14 protein-coding genes are annotated in these 15,044 nt (G+C 59.5%); 2 read left to right on the top strand and 12 right to left on the bottom strand.

What is annotated here, in order from left to right:
• Positions 1-83: 83 nt before the first annotated feature.
• The 5 genes from ACW55A_RS02455 to ppc all read right to left on the bottom strand — a co-directional run bounded on the left by ACW55A_RS02455 (position 84) and on the right by ppc (position 5,838).
• Positions 84-947 carry a DUF72 domain-containing protein gene (locus tag ACW55A_RS02455; protein ID WP_060708773.1) on the bottom strand — a complete coding sequence of 288 codons (864 nt, stop codon included), beginning with the start codon at positions 945-947 and terminating at the stop codon, positions 84-86.
• 2 nt (positions 948-949) lie between these two features.
• Positions 950-1,153, bottom strand: coding sequence for a hypothetical protein (locus ACW55A_RS02450; protein ID WP_054080749.1), 204 nt, complete (start codon positions 1,151-1,153; stop codon positions 950-952).
• 351 nt (positions 1,154-1,504) lie between these two features.
• Positions 1,505-2,179 (bottom strand): tRNA (adenosine(37)-N6)-threonylcarbamoyltransferase complex dimerization subunit type 1 TsaB, encoded by a 675-nt coding sequence (gene tsaB, locus ACW55A_RS02445; protein WP_455808873.1) that lies wholly within the window; start codon positions 2,177-2,179, stop codon positions 1,505-1,507.
• A 92-nt stretch (positions 2,180-2,271) separates the two neighbouring features.
• Positions 2,272-2,919 carry an adenylate kinase gene (gene adk, locus ACW55A_RS02440; protein ID WP_003364903.1) on the bottom strand — a complete coding sequence of 216 codons (648 nt, stop codon included), beginning with the start codon at positions 2,917-2,919 and terminating at the stop codon, positions 2,272-2,274.
• A gap of 282 nt (positions 2,920-3,201) precedes the next feature.
• Positions 3,202-5,838, bottom strand: coding sequence for a phosphoenolpyruvate carboxylase (gene ppc, locus ACW55A_RS02435; protein WP_003433410.1), 2,637 nt, complete (start codon positions 5,836-5,838; stop codon positions 3,202-3,204).
• A 395-nt stretch (positions 5,839-6,233) separates the two neighbouring features.
• Here ppc and ACW55A_RS02430 point away from each other — a divergent pair, with 395 nt between their 5' ends.
• Positions 6,234-6,632, top strand: coding sequence for a DUF4398 domain-containing protein (locus ACW55A_RS02430; RefSeq protein WP_011266957.1), 399 nt, complete (start codon positions 6,234-6,236; stop codon positions 6,630-6,632).
• Positions 6,633-6,691: 59 nt separating this feature from the next.
• Positions 6,692-7,474, top strand: coding sequence for a lipotoxin F family OmpA-related lipoprotein LptF (gene lptF, locus ACW55A_RS02425; RefSeq protein ID WP_003364910.1), 783 nt, complete (start codon positions 6,692-6,694; stop codon positions 7,472-7,474).
• A gap of 80 nt (positions 7,475-7,554) precedes the next feature.
• Here lptF and ACW55A_RS02420 read toward each other — a convergent pair whose 3' ends face one another.
• From ACW55A_RS02420 to ACW55A_RS02390, 7 genes are all read right to left on the bottom strand, one after another.
• Positions 7,555-7,875 (bottom strand): PA3694 family proteiin, encoded by a 321-nt coding sequence (locus ACW55A_RS02420; protein WP_003364912.1) that lies wholly within the window; start codon positions 7,873-7,875, stop codon positions 7,555-7,557.
• Positions 7,872-8,768 carry an alpha/beta hydrolase gene (locus ACW55A_RS02415; RefSeq protein ID WP_498810507.1) on the bottom strand — a complete coding sequence of 299 codons (897 nt, stop codon included), beginning with the start codon at positions 8,766-8,768 and terminating at the stop codon, positions 7,872-7,874. The genes ACW55A_RS02420 and ACW55A_RS02415 overlap by 4 nt, the downstream gene beginning before the upstream one ends.
• A 220-nt stretch (positions 8,769-8,988) precedes the next feature.
• Positions 8,989-10,266, bottom strand: coding sequence for a flavohemoglobin expression-modulating QEGLA motif protein (locus ACW55A_RS02410; RefSeq protein WP_003433414.1), 1,278 nt, complete (start codon positions 10,264-10,266; stop codon positions 8,989-8,991).
• 134 nt (positions 10,267-10,400) lie between these two features.
• Positions 10,401-11,126 carry a TetR/AcrR family transcriptional regulator gene (locus ACW55A_RS02405; protein WP_003364919.1) on the bottom strand — a complete coding sequence of 242 codons (726 nt, stop codon included), beginning with the start codon at positions 11,124-11,126 and terminating at the stop codon, positions 10,401-10,403.
• A 92-nt stretch (positions 11,127-11,218) separates the two neighbouring features.
• Positions 11,219-12,721 (bottom strand): lysine--tRNA ligase, encoded by a 1,503-nt coding sequence (gene lysS, locus ACW55A_RS02400; protein WP_498810505.1) that lies wholly within the window; start codon positions 12,719-12,721, stop codon positions 11,219-11,221.
• Between the two features lie 69 nt (positions 12,722-12,790).
• Positions 12,791-13,886, bottom strand: a protein-coding gene (gene prfB / locus ACW55A_RS02395) for a peptide chain release factor 2 (RefSeq protein WP_498810503.1) whose coding sequence is annotated in 2 segments (ribosomal slippage) — positions 12,791-13,822 and positions 13,824-13,886 — 1,095 coding nt in all. Because the reading frame shifts where the segments join, the coding sequence is not laid out codon by codon here.
• 116 nt (positions 13,887-14,002) lie between these two features.
• Complete coding sequence (locus ACW55A_RS02390; RefSeq protein ID WP_003364923.1) at positions 14,003-15,007, bottom strand: response regulator; 1,005 nt, start codon at positions 15,005-15,007, stop codon at positions 14,003-14,005.
• Positions 15,008-15,044: the final 37 nt, after the last annotated feature.

The following is a 15,044-nucleotide window of genomic DNA, read 5'->3' as shown; positions in this document are numbered from 1 at the left end:
AACAGGGACAAAACAGCGCAGTTGCGAATCCATAAGCGGGCTCTCCACAAGGTCGGACTCTGTCAGCCCACACCTGGAAGACCTCAGAGCAAGCCCAACTGTTCCACCTGAGGCCCGCGATCCAGTTCGAACAATGCCGGCAGGCCAGGCAATCGCTCCATCAGTTGCTGATGAAAGCGCATAGCCTGTTCGGCAGCCCTGATGTTGTCCGGGGTGTGCAGGAAGACATAAGGCGTGCGCCCCTCTTCGATCCACACGGCGACCTTTTCCACCCACTGCACCAAAAACTGATCATTGGCCTCCAGGTCAGGACCGCCGATGAAACGGACCTGAGGAAACAGGGTCAGCGCGGCCGGACGAGGTGGCACCTTGGGTTTTTTCGATTGGGCGTGCAGGACTGCAGGATCGCTTGAGACGCAGCTGAACAACGCGCGGGAATCGAGACAGATGCGCTCGACGCCTCGGTCCAGCAACAGGCGATTGAGCATGCGCTCTTCATCACCCTTCAGGAAAAACGCCATATTGCGCACTTCTACGGCAAGCGGCACGTTGAGTTCGTCGAGAAAGCCGGCCAGCTCGGCCAGACGCTGCGGCGTGAAGCTGGCGGGCAACTGCAGCCAGAACGGCGCTATCCGCCCGCCCAGAGGCGCAAGTAACCGGATGAATTCCTCAGCGGCGCCGACCTGCTCACGAAGGTCGCCGTTATGACTGATGTCTTTATGGAATTTGGCGGTGAAACGAAAATCGTCGGGCATCGTTTCTGCCCAGCGCTGCACCGTGGTGGCGGCGGGACGGGCGTAGAAAGTGGTGTTGCCTTCGACAGCGTTGAATACCTGAGTGTAAAGATTCAGGAAATCATTGGGGCGGGCATCTTCGGGATACAGCGAATCGCGCCAGGCGTTTTCACTCCATGACGGACAACCAACGTAGTAAGGCAGACGGGACACAATCAAACGTGCAGATCGAGCCCCGATACTTCAAGGTCCCAATCGACAAAACTGGCAGTGGCCATATAACTGGCCAGCGCGTGGGCGACACGAGAGCTCATGGAGCGCGGGAAAATGATGTCTTGCGGACGCGCAGGCACGTTGGCAGTGCTGCCAATCGGTGAATCACCCGTTTCACGGCGAGCGCGCGCTGGGGGCGGCGGCAACTCGGCATCAACTACGACTTCCTCAAAAGACCCTTCGACGGTCGAAGGCGTTTTCTGCGGCTTTCGCTTGATGGGATACGAGCGTGATGAGGTTCCGTCTATGCGCATCGATTATGTACTCGGCGTCGATAGTGGCAATTTAGCGTTACTGCCTTGTAGTTCGCAAATTGCGTAACGATAACTAGACCACATATCTTGCAACTTGTTATCGCCAAATGAGATTAAAGACCATTCAGACGATAAACGGTAGATGGCAAACTGATATTTTTAAATACTGGCTGCGCGGTTGGCGAGTATTGAAAGACATCTGCATGGAATGCGGCAGGCTGTTGTGCAAGCCCCGCCCTTGCGTCAACGCGCCTTCGGCGTAGCCACCTTGTCACGCAGGTAAACCGGCTGAGCGTCATCCGCAGGCAGGGCTTCGCCGCGGTGCCAGGCAAAGGTTGCCAGCGTCAACAGATCCTGCGCGTGCGGCAGCATGGCTGCATCATGGCCTGTCAGACTGAGCGGAATACGCTCTGCATAGCCCCAGCCCGTACCGGCGCCAAACCACTGCCCGCTGGCGTGCGCAGGCAGCGCGGCCAATTCGGGCGCCATCACCGCCTCTTCGCCCAACAGGCGCATTTCCCCGGCGGCCTCGTGATAGCAACCCCAGTACACCTCGTCCATGCGCGCATCGATAGCCGATGCCACCTGCGACACGCCGTGTTCGCGCAAGGCGCGCTGCGCCAGCAAGGCGAGGTTCGACACGGGCAGCACCGGACGCTCAAGGGCGAATGCCAGGCCTTGCACGACGCCGATGGCAATACGCACGCCGGTAAACGCGCCGGGACCGCGCCCGAAAGCGATGGCGTCCAGCGCCGACATGGCAATGCCCGCCTCGGCCATCAGGCTTTTGATCATGGGCAGCAGCCGCTGGGCATGCAGGCGCGGGATCACCTCGTAGTGGCTCAGCACCTTGCCGTCATGCAGCAAAGCGACCGAGCAGGCTTCAGTGGCGGTGTCCAGGGCCAGCAAGGTGGTCATCGGTGTTTCCGTCGTGGTCAATGTGAAAAAGTGCAGCAGTATAAATGACAAATGGCCCGCAAGCGGGCCATTTATTGTTCAGACCGAGAGCCTTACTTCAGGGCTTCCAGTACTTTTGCAGTGATGTCCTCAACCGAACCGACGCCCGGAATATGGCTGCACTTGGGCTTGCCGTTCTTCGCTTCCAGCTTGCTGTAGAACTCGACCAGCGGCTTGGTCTGGGCGTGGTACACCGACAGGCGATGACGCACGGTCTCTTCGACGTCGTCCTTGCGCTGCAGCAGTGGTTCGCCGGTCACATCATCAATGCCTTCAACCTTCGGCGGATTGAAGATGGTGTGGTAGATGCGCCCGGAACCTTCGTGAACCCGGCGGCCGGACATGCGCTTGACGATTTCTTCGTCATCGACGGCGATTTCCAGCACATGGTCGATTTCCAGACCGGCTTTCAACAGGGCTTCGGCCTGTGGAATGGTGCGCGGAAAGCCATCGAACAGCACGCCGTTCGCGCAGTCCGGCTGGGCCAGACGGTCCTTGATCAGGCCGATGATCAGGTCATCGGAAACCAGACCGCCCGAGTCCATGACGCTTTTGGCCTTCAGGCCCAGCTCGGTTTCAGCCTTGACTGCAGCGCGCAGCATGTCGCCTGTCGAAACCTGCGGGATGCCGAACTTTTCAGTGATGAATTTTGCCTGAGTACCTTTACCGGCCCCGGGAGCTCCCAGCAGAATCACGCGCATCGTCATGCTCCTCAAATTTTTTATAGTGAAATCATCGGATTCGCCTCGGGGGCCAATCTAAAAAATGAATCAGGCCAATAGGCCGAAAGGCTGATCAAGATACACAGCAGACCGAGGCCGCACAAGCCGCCGAAAGTCGCAGTAAGCGCAGGCGTACCGCCTTGTCAGCCTTGATTTCAGAGTGATATGACCTGTATCAAGGTTTACGGCAGGCCAGCCTGCAAATCCCGCGCTGGCCATCGCCGCACCGAAAAGGCCCGGCGATGGCATGGGCCTCATCCATCAGCCAGTGTTGCGCAGACCGGCAGCAATCCCCGCTACAGACACCAGCAGCGCCAGTTCCAGAGGACTGTCCAGACTGGCTTCACGATTACGCGAGCGCGACAGCAGCTCTGCCTGAAGCAAATGCAACGGGTCAAGGTAGGTGTTGCGCAGACTGATGAATTCCAGTGTTTCAGGACTGTGGGCCAGCAGTTGCTTCTGCCCGGTCAACCCCAGAACCACATTGCACGCCTGCGACAATAGGTCGCGTAAATGTGCGCCCAAATGTTGCAGCTCGGCGCTGACCAGACGTTCGTCGTAGAGTCGGGCGATGTCCGCATCGGCTTTGGCGAGGACCATTTCCAGCATGTCGATACGGGTTCTGAAGAACGGCCACTGCTCACGCATCTGTGCCAGCACCTCGCCTTCGCCGCGCTCCAGGGCTTTGCTCAGTGCAGCTTCCCAACCCAGCCAGGCGGGCAGCATCAGACGCGTCTGCGTCCAGGCGAAGATCCACGGAATGGCACGAAGACTCTCTACACCGCCCTCGCGGCGCTTGGCCGGACGACTGCCAAGTGGCAAACGCCCCAGTTCCTGCTCGGGTGTCGCCTGGCGGAAATACTCGACGAATTCAGGGTTCTCACGCACCACCGCGCGATAGGCGCTGACTCCGTCGCCGGCCATCTGGTCCATCATCGTCCGCCACGCCGGTTGTGGAGGTGGTGGCGGCAACAAGGTCGCTTCCAACACAGCGGCCAGATAAAGATTGAGGTTCTGTTCGGCGATGTCCGGCAGGCCGAATTTGAAACGAATCATTTCCCCTTGCTCGGTGGTCCGGAAACGCCCGGCCACAGAACCCGGCGGTTGCGACAGGATCGCCGCGTGCGCGGGACCGCCGCCACGACCGACTGTACCGCCACGGCCGTGGAACAGCAGCAATTCGACCTGCTGCTCGCGACAGATCTCCACCAGCCTTTCCTGAGCGCGGTACTGCGCCCAGGCCGCCGCCGTCGTGCCGGCATCCTTGGCCGAGTCGGAATAGCCGATCATCACCTCTTGCGGGCCGTGCAGACGCGAGCGATAGCCCGGCAGCCCGAGCAGCGTCTCGATCACCGGCCCGGCGTTATCCAGATCGGCCAGTGTCTCGAACAGCGGCACCACACGCATGGGCCGCTGCAGCCCCGACTCCTTGAGCAGCAGCTGCACGGCCAGCACATCCGAGGCCGAGCCGGCCATCGAGATCACATAAGACCCCAGGGACGCCGCTGGAGCGGCTGCCACCTCCCGGCAGGTTGCCAGCACCTCTGCGGTGTCGGCTGCCGGCTTGAAGTAGCTCGGCAGCAGCGGCCTGCGGTTATTCAATTCACGCAATAGAAAGTCGATGCGGGCCTGCTCATCCCACTCTTCGTAACGACCCAGCCCCAGGTAATCAGTGATTTCGGTCATCGCTGCGCAGTGACGGCTGGAATCCTGGCGAACATCCAGACGCACCAGAAACAGACCGAATGTAACTGCGCGACGCAGGCAATCCAGAAGCGGCCCGTCGGCGATCACACCCATGCCGCATTCGTGCAGCGACTGGAAGCACAGCAGCAAAGGGTCCAGCAGTTCACGGTTGTCCCGCAGCACCGCTTCCGGCGCAGGCAAGGTTTCGCTCAATGAGGCATTGGCCCAGTTGCGCGTCGCACGCAAACGCTCGCGCAGACGTTTGAGCTCCGCCCGATAGGGCTCGGCGCTGTCACCCACGCTGGCACGCAAAGCGTCACTGGCTTGCTGCATCGACAGTTCTGCGGCGAGATTGTCCACGTCACGCAGATACAGGTCAGCCGCCATCCAGCGCGCCAGCAACAGCACTTCGCGGGTGACCGCAGCCGTGACATTCGGGTTACCGTCACGGTCGCCGCCCATCCAGGAGGCAAAACGGATCGGCGCGGCTTCCAGCGGCAAATGCAGGCCGGTGGCCGCATGCAGCGCATGGTCAGCCTTGCGCAGATAGTTTGGAATGGCGTGCCAGAGCGAGTGTTCAATGACCGCGAAACCCCATTTGGCTTCGTCGACCGGCGTAGGTCGGATGCGCCGGATCTCTTCGGTGTGCCAGGCCTCGGCGATCAGCCGCTGCAGGCGCGAAGTAATCTGTGTGCGCTCGGTGCTGTTGAGATCGCGATGATCGAGTGCTGCCAACTGCGCAGCGATGGCGTCGTATTTCTGAATCAGCGTACGGCGTGCGACCTCGGTGGGGTGCGCAGTCAGCACCAGCTCGATTTCCAGTTTGCTCAGCTGACGTGCCAGGGCAGCAGGTGAATGGCCTTCGGCCTTCAGGCGATCAAGCAGCTCGGGCAGTACTCGCGACTCGAACGGCAGAGGCTGTTTATCGTCGCGGCGGTGCATGAGCTGATATTGCTCGGCAATATTGGCCAGGTTGAGAAACTGGTTGAACGCACGTGCAACCGGCAGAAGCTCGTCATCACCCAGCCCGTCGACGCTGGAACTGAGTTGCTCGGCCCCTTCTGCGGAACCGCGCCTGCCCGCTTTGGCACCTTTGCGAATACGCTCGATCTTGTCGAGAAATTCAGCGCCTCGCTGCTCACGAATCGTATTCCCCAACAGCTCACCCAACAGGTGAACGTCTTCGCGCAGACGCGCATCGATATCGGCCATCGTTCCTCTCCCGTTTTTTATCTGGGCTCAGTTGCGTGCCCGCTCGGCAGCACGGGCATACGTGAATTCAAATCCGCTGTGCCAACAGTGCACCAAAAGCCTGCAATTGGACAAATGCTTCAGCAAAAACCTGAACGCCATCAGGGTTATTGATCGTGGCTTCACGCCCCTTCATATGATGGGCAACATATTGGCAATCGTCTGAAGGCCTCTGAAAAATCCTGACCGCTCAGTAGATATTTATCTGAACTATTCAAAAACCGCGCAGGTCGGAACGATTAACCATTACAGGAAAGCCCGAAAGGCAGTAGGCGGTTGTACAACCTGATGCCCGGACTTGATGCAACGACTGTCATGGATAACCACGTTGGAGTCAGACATTGGAGTTGATCAACATGAACACCCTAACTGCCAAAACCAAGTTCAAAGGCCTGCGCGGTCTCAAGCTGGCTGCGCTGGCACTCGGTAGCACCTTTATCCTGGCCGGTTGTGCCGGTAACCCGCCCTCCGAGCAATACGCGGTTTCGCAATCGGCCGTCAACAGCGCTGTCAGCGCTGGCGGTACCGAGTTCGCGGCGGTAGAAATGAAGTCGGCTCAGGACAAGCTCAAAGCTGCTGATCTGGCCATGCAGGATCACAAATACGATGAAGCACGCCGTCTGGCTGAACAAGCCGAGTGGGACGCTCGCGTAGCAGAACGTAAATCTCAGGCCGCCAAAGCTGCCAAGGCCGTGCAGGACGCTCGTCAAGGCGTCAACGAACTCCGTGAAGAAGGCCTGCGCCAGGTGCAGTGATTGCCCTGCGCCCCCTTCTGTTTTCATGAATTCGTAACTGATTAAAGGACGACCCTATTATGCGTAAACAATTGATGATCCCTGCTCTGCTGGCCATGAGCGTTGCCTTGGCAGCCTGTGCAACCAAGCCGAACCCTAACCTGGAACAGGCTCGCAGCAACTTCACCGCGCTGCAGACCAACCCTCAGGCCACTCAAGTCGCAGCCCTGGAAACCAAGGACGCCAGCGAATGGCTGACCAAGGCAGAACAGGCCTTCCGTAACGATGAAGACGTACAGAAAGTCGATCAACTGTCGTACCTGACCAACCAGCGTATCGAGCTGGCCAAGCAGACCATCGCCCTGCGTACCTCTGAAGCAGCTCTGCAAAACGCTTCTGCCGACCGCGCCAAGGCCCGTCTGGAAGCGCGTGACGCGCAGATCGCTGCACTGAAAAACAGCCTGAACGCCAAGCAGACCGAACGCGGTACGCTGGTGACTTTCGGTGACGTACTGTTCGACTACAACAAGGCCGAACTGAAGCCAACCGCCCAGGGCGACATTGGCAAGCTGGCTGGCTTCCTGCAGGAAAACCCCGACCGTAAAGTGATTGTCGAAGGCTATACCGACAGCACCGGTTCGGCTTCCTACAACCAGTCGCTGTCCGAGCGTCGCGCCAACTCGGTGCGCATGGCTCTGGTACGCATGGGTGTAGACCCAGCGCGCGTTGTGACCATGGGTTATGGCAAGGAATACCCGGTTGCTGACAACTCCAGCAACTCGGGCCGCGCCATGAACCGTCGTGTGGAAGTCACCATCTCCAACGACAACCAGCCTGTTGCACCACGCTCTTCGATGAAATAAGCGACTGAGCTGCTGCACCGAAGCCCCGCCTGCGCATACAGGCGGGGCTTTTTCATGGGCGAGGGGTTTTACCGCTGTCTTTATTGCCGAGGCGTTTGCTGACCCAGGCAGCGTACTGCCTGCCTGCGATCATCGATCAATACGCCCGACAGACCTTTTCGTGACGTATCGAACAACACCAGTACGCCATCAACGCACTGCGCCACCTCGGCGGCCGGCGTGGCAGCGACTTTGTAATCCTCGCCGGGTACGGTTTTTAGCAGTGTGAATTCACCGAGCAGCAGCGCATCTTCTGGCTTTGCGAAGTGCAGGTAACCGTAAAACCACAGGCAGCCCACCGTGCCGATGACTGCACCGACAGCGCTGAGGATCATGCCATTGAGGTTACGGTCGCCACTCATGGCGCTGGCGGTGTGGCGGGGGTCGGGTAGTTGGGCACTTCCGCAAGGCGGCGCAGGCCGTTGAAATGCGTCGGATCGTCCAGATAACGCAGCATCACCTGACGCCAGAGAGGGTCTGCGAATGTCTGTACGTGCTCGCCCCGGGTCAATTGCAATACGCGCGGTGGTGGCGCGGCCTTGTACAGCTCGATACCGTTGACGAGTGGCACCAGCGTGTCGTCCATGCTGTGAAAGATCAGCATCGGCGTGCCGGCCAATCGTGGCAGGCCGTTCACGGCACTGTCTGCCTCCGGGATCAGCCAGGACAAGGGCGTTTTCAATGGCCAGGTCAGCCACGATTTACTCAGCGAGTTTCGCGCGACGCTGCGGTAACTGGCCGGCACGCTGTCCAGCACCAATGCCTTGAGCCGCGAGCGCTCCTGCGGGTGTTCGGACAGGTAATGCACTGCCAGTGCTCCACCGATACTTTGTCCCAGAACCACAAGGGGTTTGCCTTGCACTTGCGGTGCAGTGTTCAACCAGTCGAAAGCGGCTTGAACATCCTGATAGACCGCAGGCAGGCTCGGCTCGCCCTGCGACTCGCCATAGCCGCGGTAATCCAGCATCAGCACCTGATAACCCTGCTCGGGCAACCACCAGACGCCACCAAGGTGCCAGGACAGGTTGCCACCGTTGCCATGCAGATGCAGCACCGTACCCTTCACCGGCACGCCTTCCCTGGCGGGCAGCCACCAGCCATGCAGGCGTGTACCGTCGGCCGCAGTGAGGTTCACGTCCTGATACTGCAGGCGCGCCTTGTCAGGCGTGAACGGAACACCTGGTTCGGGGTAGAACAACATCGAACTGCAACCGGTGAGCGCAAGGATCAGGGTGAAGATGCCGAGCAGTTTCAAATGAGGTTTCCTTGTTGTTTTCATCGCCACATCACTGCCGTGCTGGCGCAGAGCAATGGCACGATAGTTACAAGCTTATCGTTCCTCACGCTCCTGCGTGGGAATGCCGTTCTGGACGCTCTGCGTCCGATCCTGACTGTACAGCGCGGCGCAGATTTGTGACGCGGAGCGTCACCCACTGCGTGTCAACGCTGAGCATTGGCACGATAGTCAGTTCGGCCTACAAAATATTCGAGTAATCCGCTTCGATACGGTCCAGGCTCAGGTGGTTGAGGAAGTTGGAGAAGCACATCCAGGCCGACAGGGCGTTCATGTCCCGGAACTGCTCGGGCAGGTACTTGGGTGCAACCACCAGCCCTTCGTCCACCAGTTGGCGCAGGGTACGCATGTCTTCCAGCGTGGTCTTGCCGCAGAACAGCAGCGGCACCTGTTCAAGCTTGCCCTTGCGCACGGCGAGCTGAATGTAGTTGTAGACCATGATGAAGCCTTTCAGATAGGACAGGTCCTTGGTGAACGGCAAGCCGTTGGGCACCGAGCCGCGGAAGACGCGACTGGCATTGCCGTAGCTCTCCGACATGCCAAAACCCTGCTCGCGATAGAACTCGAACACCTGCAGAAAATCAGCGCCCTGCTCGGCCATGTGAATGGCGCGCGTGCGGTTGGTCAGCTTGCGCAGGCGGCTGGGATAGGATGCAAAGGCGATGACTTCCATGAGAATCGCCAGGCCTTCCTGCGTCACCGTCGACGACGGCGGCCCCTTTGACAGGAACGTACAGATCGGCTGGTTTTGCCCGTTCAGCGTGGTACCCACGTGCACCAGCCCTTCGTGCACTTCCAGCGCACGGACGTCGCGCTCGTTGAACATGGCGTCGGTGCGGATCTTGATGTAGTCGGCACCGGCAGCCGCATCAGCGACGATCCCGTCGGATTCGAAAACCCGGATGGTCTCCTCGGCCTCACCGAACACGCGGTTCAAACGCGATTGCAGCAGCGAAACGGCGTCCTTGGCGGTGAGCGTTTTCGGCTCGTCCTTCAGGTCGCCGCGTCCGGCAATGTTGTTCAGGTAATCCGAAAGCATCAAGCCAAGATCGGCCAGCGTCGGGTCACCCGCATGAAAGGCGTCGGATGCCGCGCCGTACAGTTCCTGAGAAATCAGGCCGAAGTCGGACGTACCGCGGGCCTCGAGCATACGCACCACCATGCGGTACTCACGGCACATGCGGCGCATGATCTGACCGACCGGATTGAACTGCCCCAGTTGGCGCGTGACGTCGCGCTCGATGTTCTGAAACTCCTGTTTCAAGGCGGAAGAGTCGAAACCCAGCGGACGGTTTTCGTAGTAGGCGCGGTCCACGGCAGGAAGCGCCTTGCCCTTGGCGGCCAGAAACTCCTTGCGGACGTTCTCATCCCATTTAACTGCATCCAGAATGCGAATCGGCGTCTGTGCAACGACGATCCGATCCGATAAAGCACGAATAGTCTGTTGATACTCGTCCACCGGTACTCCTTGGCTGGCTGTCACGCTACTGCTTGGCGGCGCCGAACAACACGCCACCTCTGGAAAATATCGAAACCGGCAGGATCGTCAAGCCATCTGAACAGCCGATCCCGGGCACTCGCGCAGCAGTATAGTCACCCTCGAAGCGGCTGCGGGGTCCCCAGGACCAGACGCATCTGCCGCGTCAGGATACAGAGCATTTCTTCGTCCGCCTGACGCTGTGGCCCATGCAGCAGACCTTGATACTCAATGCGACGAATAAGCCCCGTCAACACCTGAGCATCCTGATAGGGCTGCAGGGAACCGATCACCTGAAAGAACTGACAACTGCCTTGCAGAAGAATTTCCTGATGGGCCATGACCAGCGGCGTCAGGCGCGGGTTGATCAATGCTTCGTGGTAGAACGCCTGCTCGGCGATCAGATAGTCACGCCGGGTCAGCAATTGATGGCGAATATGCTCCGTCACCATACGCGCAATGTCGTCCGCCAGACGAAACCGGTCAGTCGGGCTCCCGGAACTGCGGCTCATCATCTCGCGCAGAATGCCTTCAGTGTTTTGCCACAGCCGCGCCAGATAGTCGGCACTGCGCTGTACATACTGGGCGAAGGCATCGGTCAGCAGATCATCGATGTCCTTGAAGTAATAGGTGGTTGCCGACAGCGGTACGCTGGCTTCGGCGGCCACTGCACGATGGCGCACAGCGCGTACGCCGTCACGCACCACGATACGCATGGCGGCATCGAGAATGACCTGCCTGCGTTGCTCACTGCCCTCACGCGCAGCCTTGCGCCCCTGATACTTGACACTTTTGGCCACCGCGCTCGCTACTCCGGCGGCCCCTTCTCTGGCAATCGTCACGACAGCTTCCTTATAAGTCGCTCTGAAATGAGTCGATCTGAAAAAACACTTAAAAAAAAGCCGCCCAATGAAGGCGGCTGTTTTTCCACTGATTACGCTTGCGGGCGCATGTGCGGGAAGAGGATCACATCACGGATCGATGGCGAGTCGGTGAGCAGCATCACCAACCGGTCGATACCGATCCCCTCGCCTGCCGTCGGCGGCATGCCGTACTCCAACGCGCGGACGAAGTCGGCGTCGTAGTGCATGGCTTCGTCGTCACCGGCATCCTTGTCGGCCACCTGAGCCTGGAAGCGTTCGGCCTGATCTTCGGCGTCGTTGAGCTCGGAGTAGGCATTGGCGATTTCGCGACCGCCGATGAACAACTCGAAACGGTCGGTAACATTCGGGTTTTCGTCATTGCGGCGCGCCAGCGGCGACACTTCGAACGGGTACTGGGTAATGAAGTGAGGCTGTTCCAGCTTGTGCTCGACCAGCTCTTCGAAAATCATCACCTGCAATTTACCCAGACCTTCGAAGCCCAGCACCTTGGCACCGGCCTTTTTCGCGATGGCGCGGGCCTTGTCGATGTCCTGCAGGTCGGCAGCGGTCAGCTCGGGGTTGTACTTGAGGATCGAGTCGAACACCGACAGGCGCACGAACGGTTCACCGAAGTGGAACACCTTGTCGCCATAAGGCACGTCGGTGGTACCCAGAACCAGTTGCGCCAGTTCGCGGAACAGTTCCTCGGTGAGGTCCATGTTGTCTTCGTAATCGGCGTAGGCCTGGTAGAACTCGAGCATGGTGAACTCGGGGTTGTGCCGGGTCGAAACACCTTCGTTACGGAAGTTGCGATTGATCTCGAAGACCTTCTCGAAACCACCGACCACCAATCGCTTGAGGTACAGCTCCGGGGCGATACGCAGGAACATTTCCATGTCCAGCGCATTGTGATGGGTTTCGAACGGCTTGGCCGCCGCGCCACCTGGAATGGTCTGCAGCATCGGCGTTTCGACTTCGAGGAAGTCGCGCTTCATCAGGAAGCTGCGGATGTGAGCGATAACCTTCGAGCGCACGCGGAAGGTCTCGCGCACGTCTTCGTTGACGATCAGGTCGACGTAACGCTGACGGTAGCGCTGTTCGGTATCGGTCAGGCCATGGTGCTTGTCGGGCAGCGGACGCAAAGATTTGGTCAGCAGACGAACGCTGGTCATCTCGACGTACAGGTCGCCCTTGCCGGAGCGTGCCAGAGTACCTTCGGCAGCGATGATGTCGCCCAGGTCCCAGGTTTTCACCTCGGCCAGGGTTTCTTCAGGCAGGGTCTTGCGGTTGACATAGACCTGGATGCGCCCGGTCATGTCCTGGATCACCATGAACGAGCCACGGTTGAGCATGATGCGACCGGCAACCTTGACCGGAATCGCTGCCTCTGCCAGTTCTTCCTTGGTCTTGTCGACGTACTGTTTCTGCAGGTCATTGCAGTAGCTGTCGCGGCGGAAGTCGTTGGGGAAGGCCTGACCCTTGGCACGGCCTGCTGCAAGCTTTTCCTTGCGCAAGGCGATCAGGGTGTTTTCTTCCTGTTGCAGGGCTTGCGGGTCGAGTTGTTGGTCGCTCATGTCTTTAAAGATTCCATCACAGGTTCGCCCTCGCCTTGCGACGAGGGACTTGAGGTGTCGGCTGACGGTTTACAGCCCTTGCTTGAGGCTCGCGATCAGGTATTCGTCGATATCGCCATCAAGCACCTTGTCGCAGTCGCTGCGTTCGATGTTGGTCCGCAGGTCCTTGATACGCGAGGCGTCCAGTACGTAGGAGCGAATCTGATGACCCCAGCCGATATCGGACTTGGTGTCTTCGAGTGCCTGGGACGCTGCATTGCGCTTCTGCACTTCCTGCTCATACAAACGGGCCCGCAGCATTTTCATGGCGGTGTCCTTGTTCGCATGCTGGGAACGCTCGTTCTGGCAGCTGACCACGGTATTGGTCGGAACGTGGGTGATCCGCACCGCTGAGTCAGTGGTGTTTACGTGCTGACCACCGGCTCCGGAAGAACGGTAGGTGTCGATGCGCAGATCCGCCGGATTGATGTCGATTTCGATGTTGTCATCGATTTCCGGCGAAACGAATACGGCCGAGAACGAGGTGTGGCGACGGTTGCCGGAGTCGAACGGGCTCTTGCGCACCAGACGGTGAACGCCGATCTCGGTACGCAACCAGCCGAAGGCGTATTCGCCCTTGATGTGCACGGTAGCGCCCTTGATACCGGCGACCTCACCGGCAGACAGTTCCATGATGGTAGCGTCGAAACCACGCTTGTCAGCCCAGCGCAGGTACATGCGCAGCAGGATGTTCGCCCAGTCCTGCGCTTCGGTGCCACCGGAGCCGGCCTGGATGTCCAGATAAGCGTTGTTGGGGTCCATGTCGCCGCTGAACATGCGGCGGAACTCGAGCTTTTCCAGCGATTCGCGCAGGCGCTCGACTTCGGCGGCGACGTCATCGACGGCAGCCTGGTCTTCTTCTTCGGCAGACATCAGCAACAGGTCTTTGGCATCGGCCAGACCCGAGGACATTTCGTCCAGGGTTTCTACGATCTGCGCCAGCAGGGAGCGCTCGCGCCCCAGTTCCTGGGCGTAGGCCGGGTTGTTCCAGACGTTTGGATCTTCGAGCTCGCGGTTGACTTCGGTCAGACGATCATGTTTGTGATCGTAGTCAAAGATACCCCCGAATGGTTTCGGAGCGCTCGGACAAATCCTTGATGCTGTTTAGGATCGGGTTGATTTCCATGGTAGGCAGCACTCGCAGGCGAAATTTTCAAAGCCGACGAGTATACCCCAGGCAAGGCCACGAAAGCAGCCCGTCGAGCGGGCGTTGTGAGGCCTATTTACCAGTCGCTGCCGGCGTCAGCCCGCCGCGACCTGATTGCGCCCGTTATTCTTGGCCTGATAAAGCCCCTTGTCGGCATCCAGAATCAGCTGACGGCTGTGCATTCCGAGCTGCGGCGTCACGGTTGCCACGCCGATACTCACCGTCAGGCTGGAGCCAGGCGCTGGCGCCATATGCGGGATATTCATGCCGGAGACACTCTGGCGCAGCTTTTCAGCCAGCAGACGCGCCCCACCCGGTGAGGTGTTGGGCAGGACCATGGCGAACTCCTCGCCGCCGTAGCGAGCCGGCAAGTCCGACGGGCGACTGCAACTGTTGCGGATTGCCTTGGCGACCTGACGCAGGGCCTCGTCACCCTCAAGATGCCCGAAGTTGTCGTTGTAGGGTTTGAAGTAGTCCACATCGATCATCAGCAACGACAACTGGGTCTGCTCGCGAACTGCACGGCGCCACTCCAGTTCCAGATACTCGTCGAAATGGCGGCGGTTCGACAGCCCCGTGAGGCCATCGGAATTCATCAGGCGCTGCAGGACCAGATTGGTATCGAGCAGTTGTTGCTGGCTGACGCGCAGGGCCCGATAGGCCTCGTCGCGCTGCAACAGGGTCATGTACGAGCGCGAGTGATAGCGAATGCGCGCCACCAGCTCGATGTTGTCCGGCAGTTTGACCAGATAGTCGTTGGCCCCGGCCGTGAACGCCGCGCTCTTGATCAGCGGGTCTTCCTTGGTGGACAGCACGATGATCGGGATATCGCGCGTCAGCGGGTTACTGCGGTACTCGCGAACCAGCGTCAGCCCGTCCAGGCCCGGCATCACCAGGTCCTGCAGAATCACCGTCGGCTTGATCTGCACGGCCTGTGCAATCGCCTGATGCGGGTCGGCACAAAAATGAAAGTCGATGGACTCATGGCCGGCCAGGCCGCGTCGTACGGCTTCACCAATCATGGCCTGATCATCCACCAGAAGCACCATTGCGCTGTTTTCATCCGGCGTCTTGAGCTCATCCGTTTGCAGGTCATTCATGATCTTTCTCCTGATCGCCGACTGCCACTGAGTTCAG

The sequence above is a fragment of the Plantibacter cousiniae (nom. nud.) genome (genome assembly GCF_977070315.1).
The sequence above is the reverse complement of the archived record's forward strand: the minus strand, read 5'-3'. Positions and strand labels throughout refer to the sequence as shown.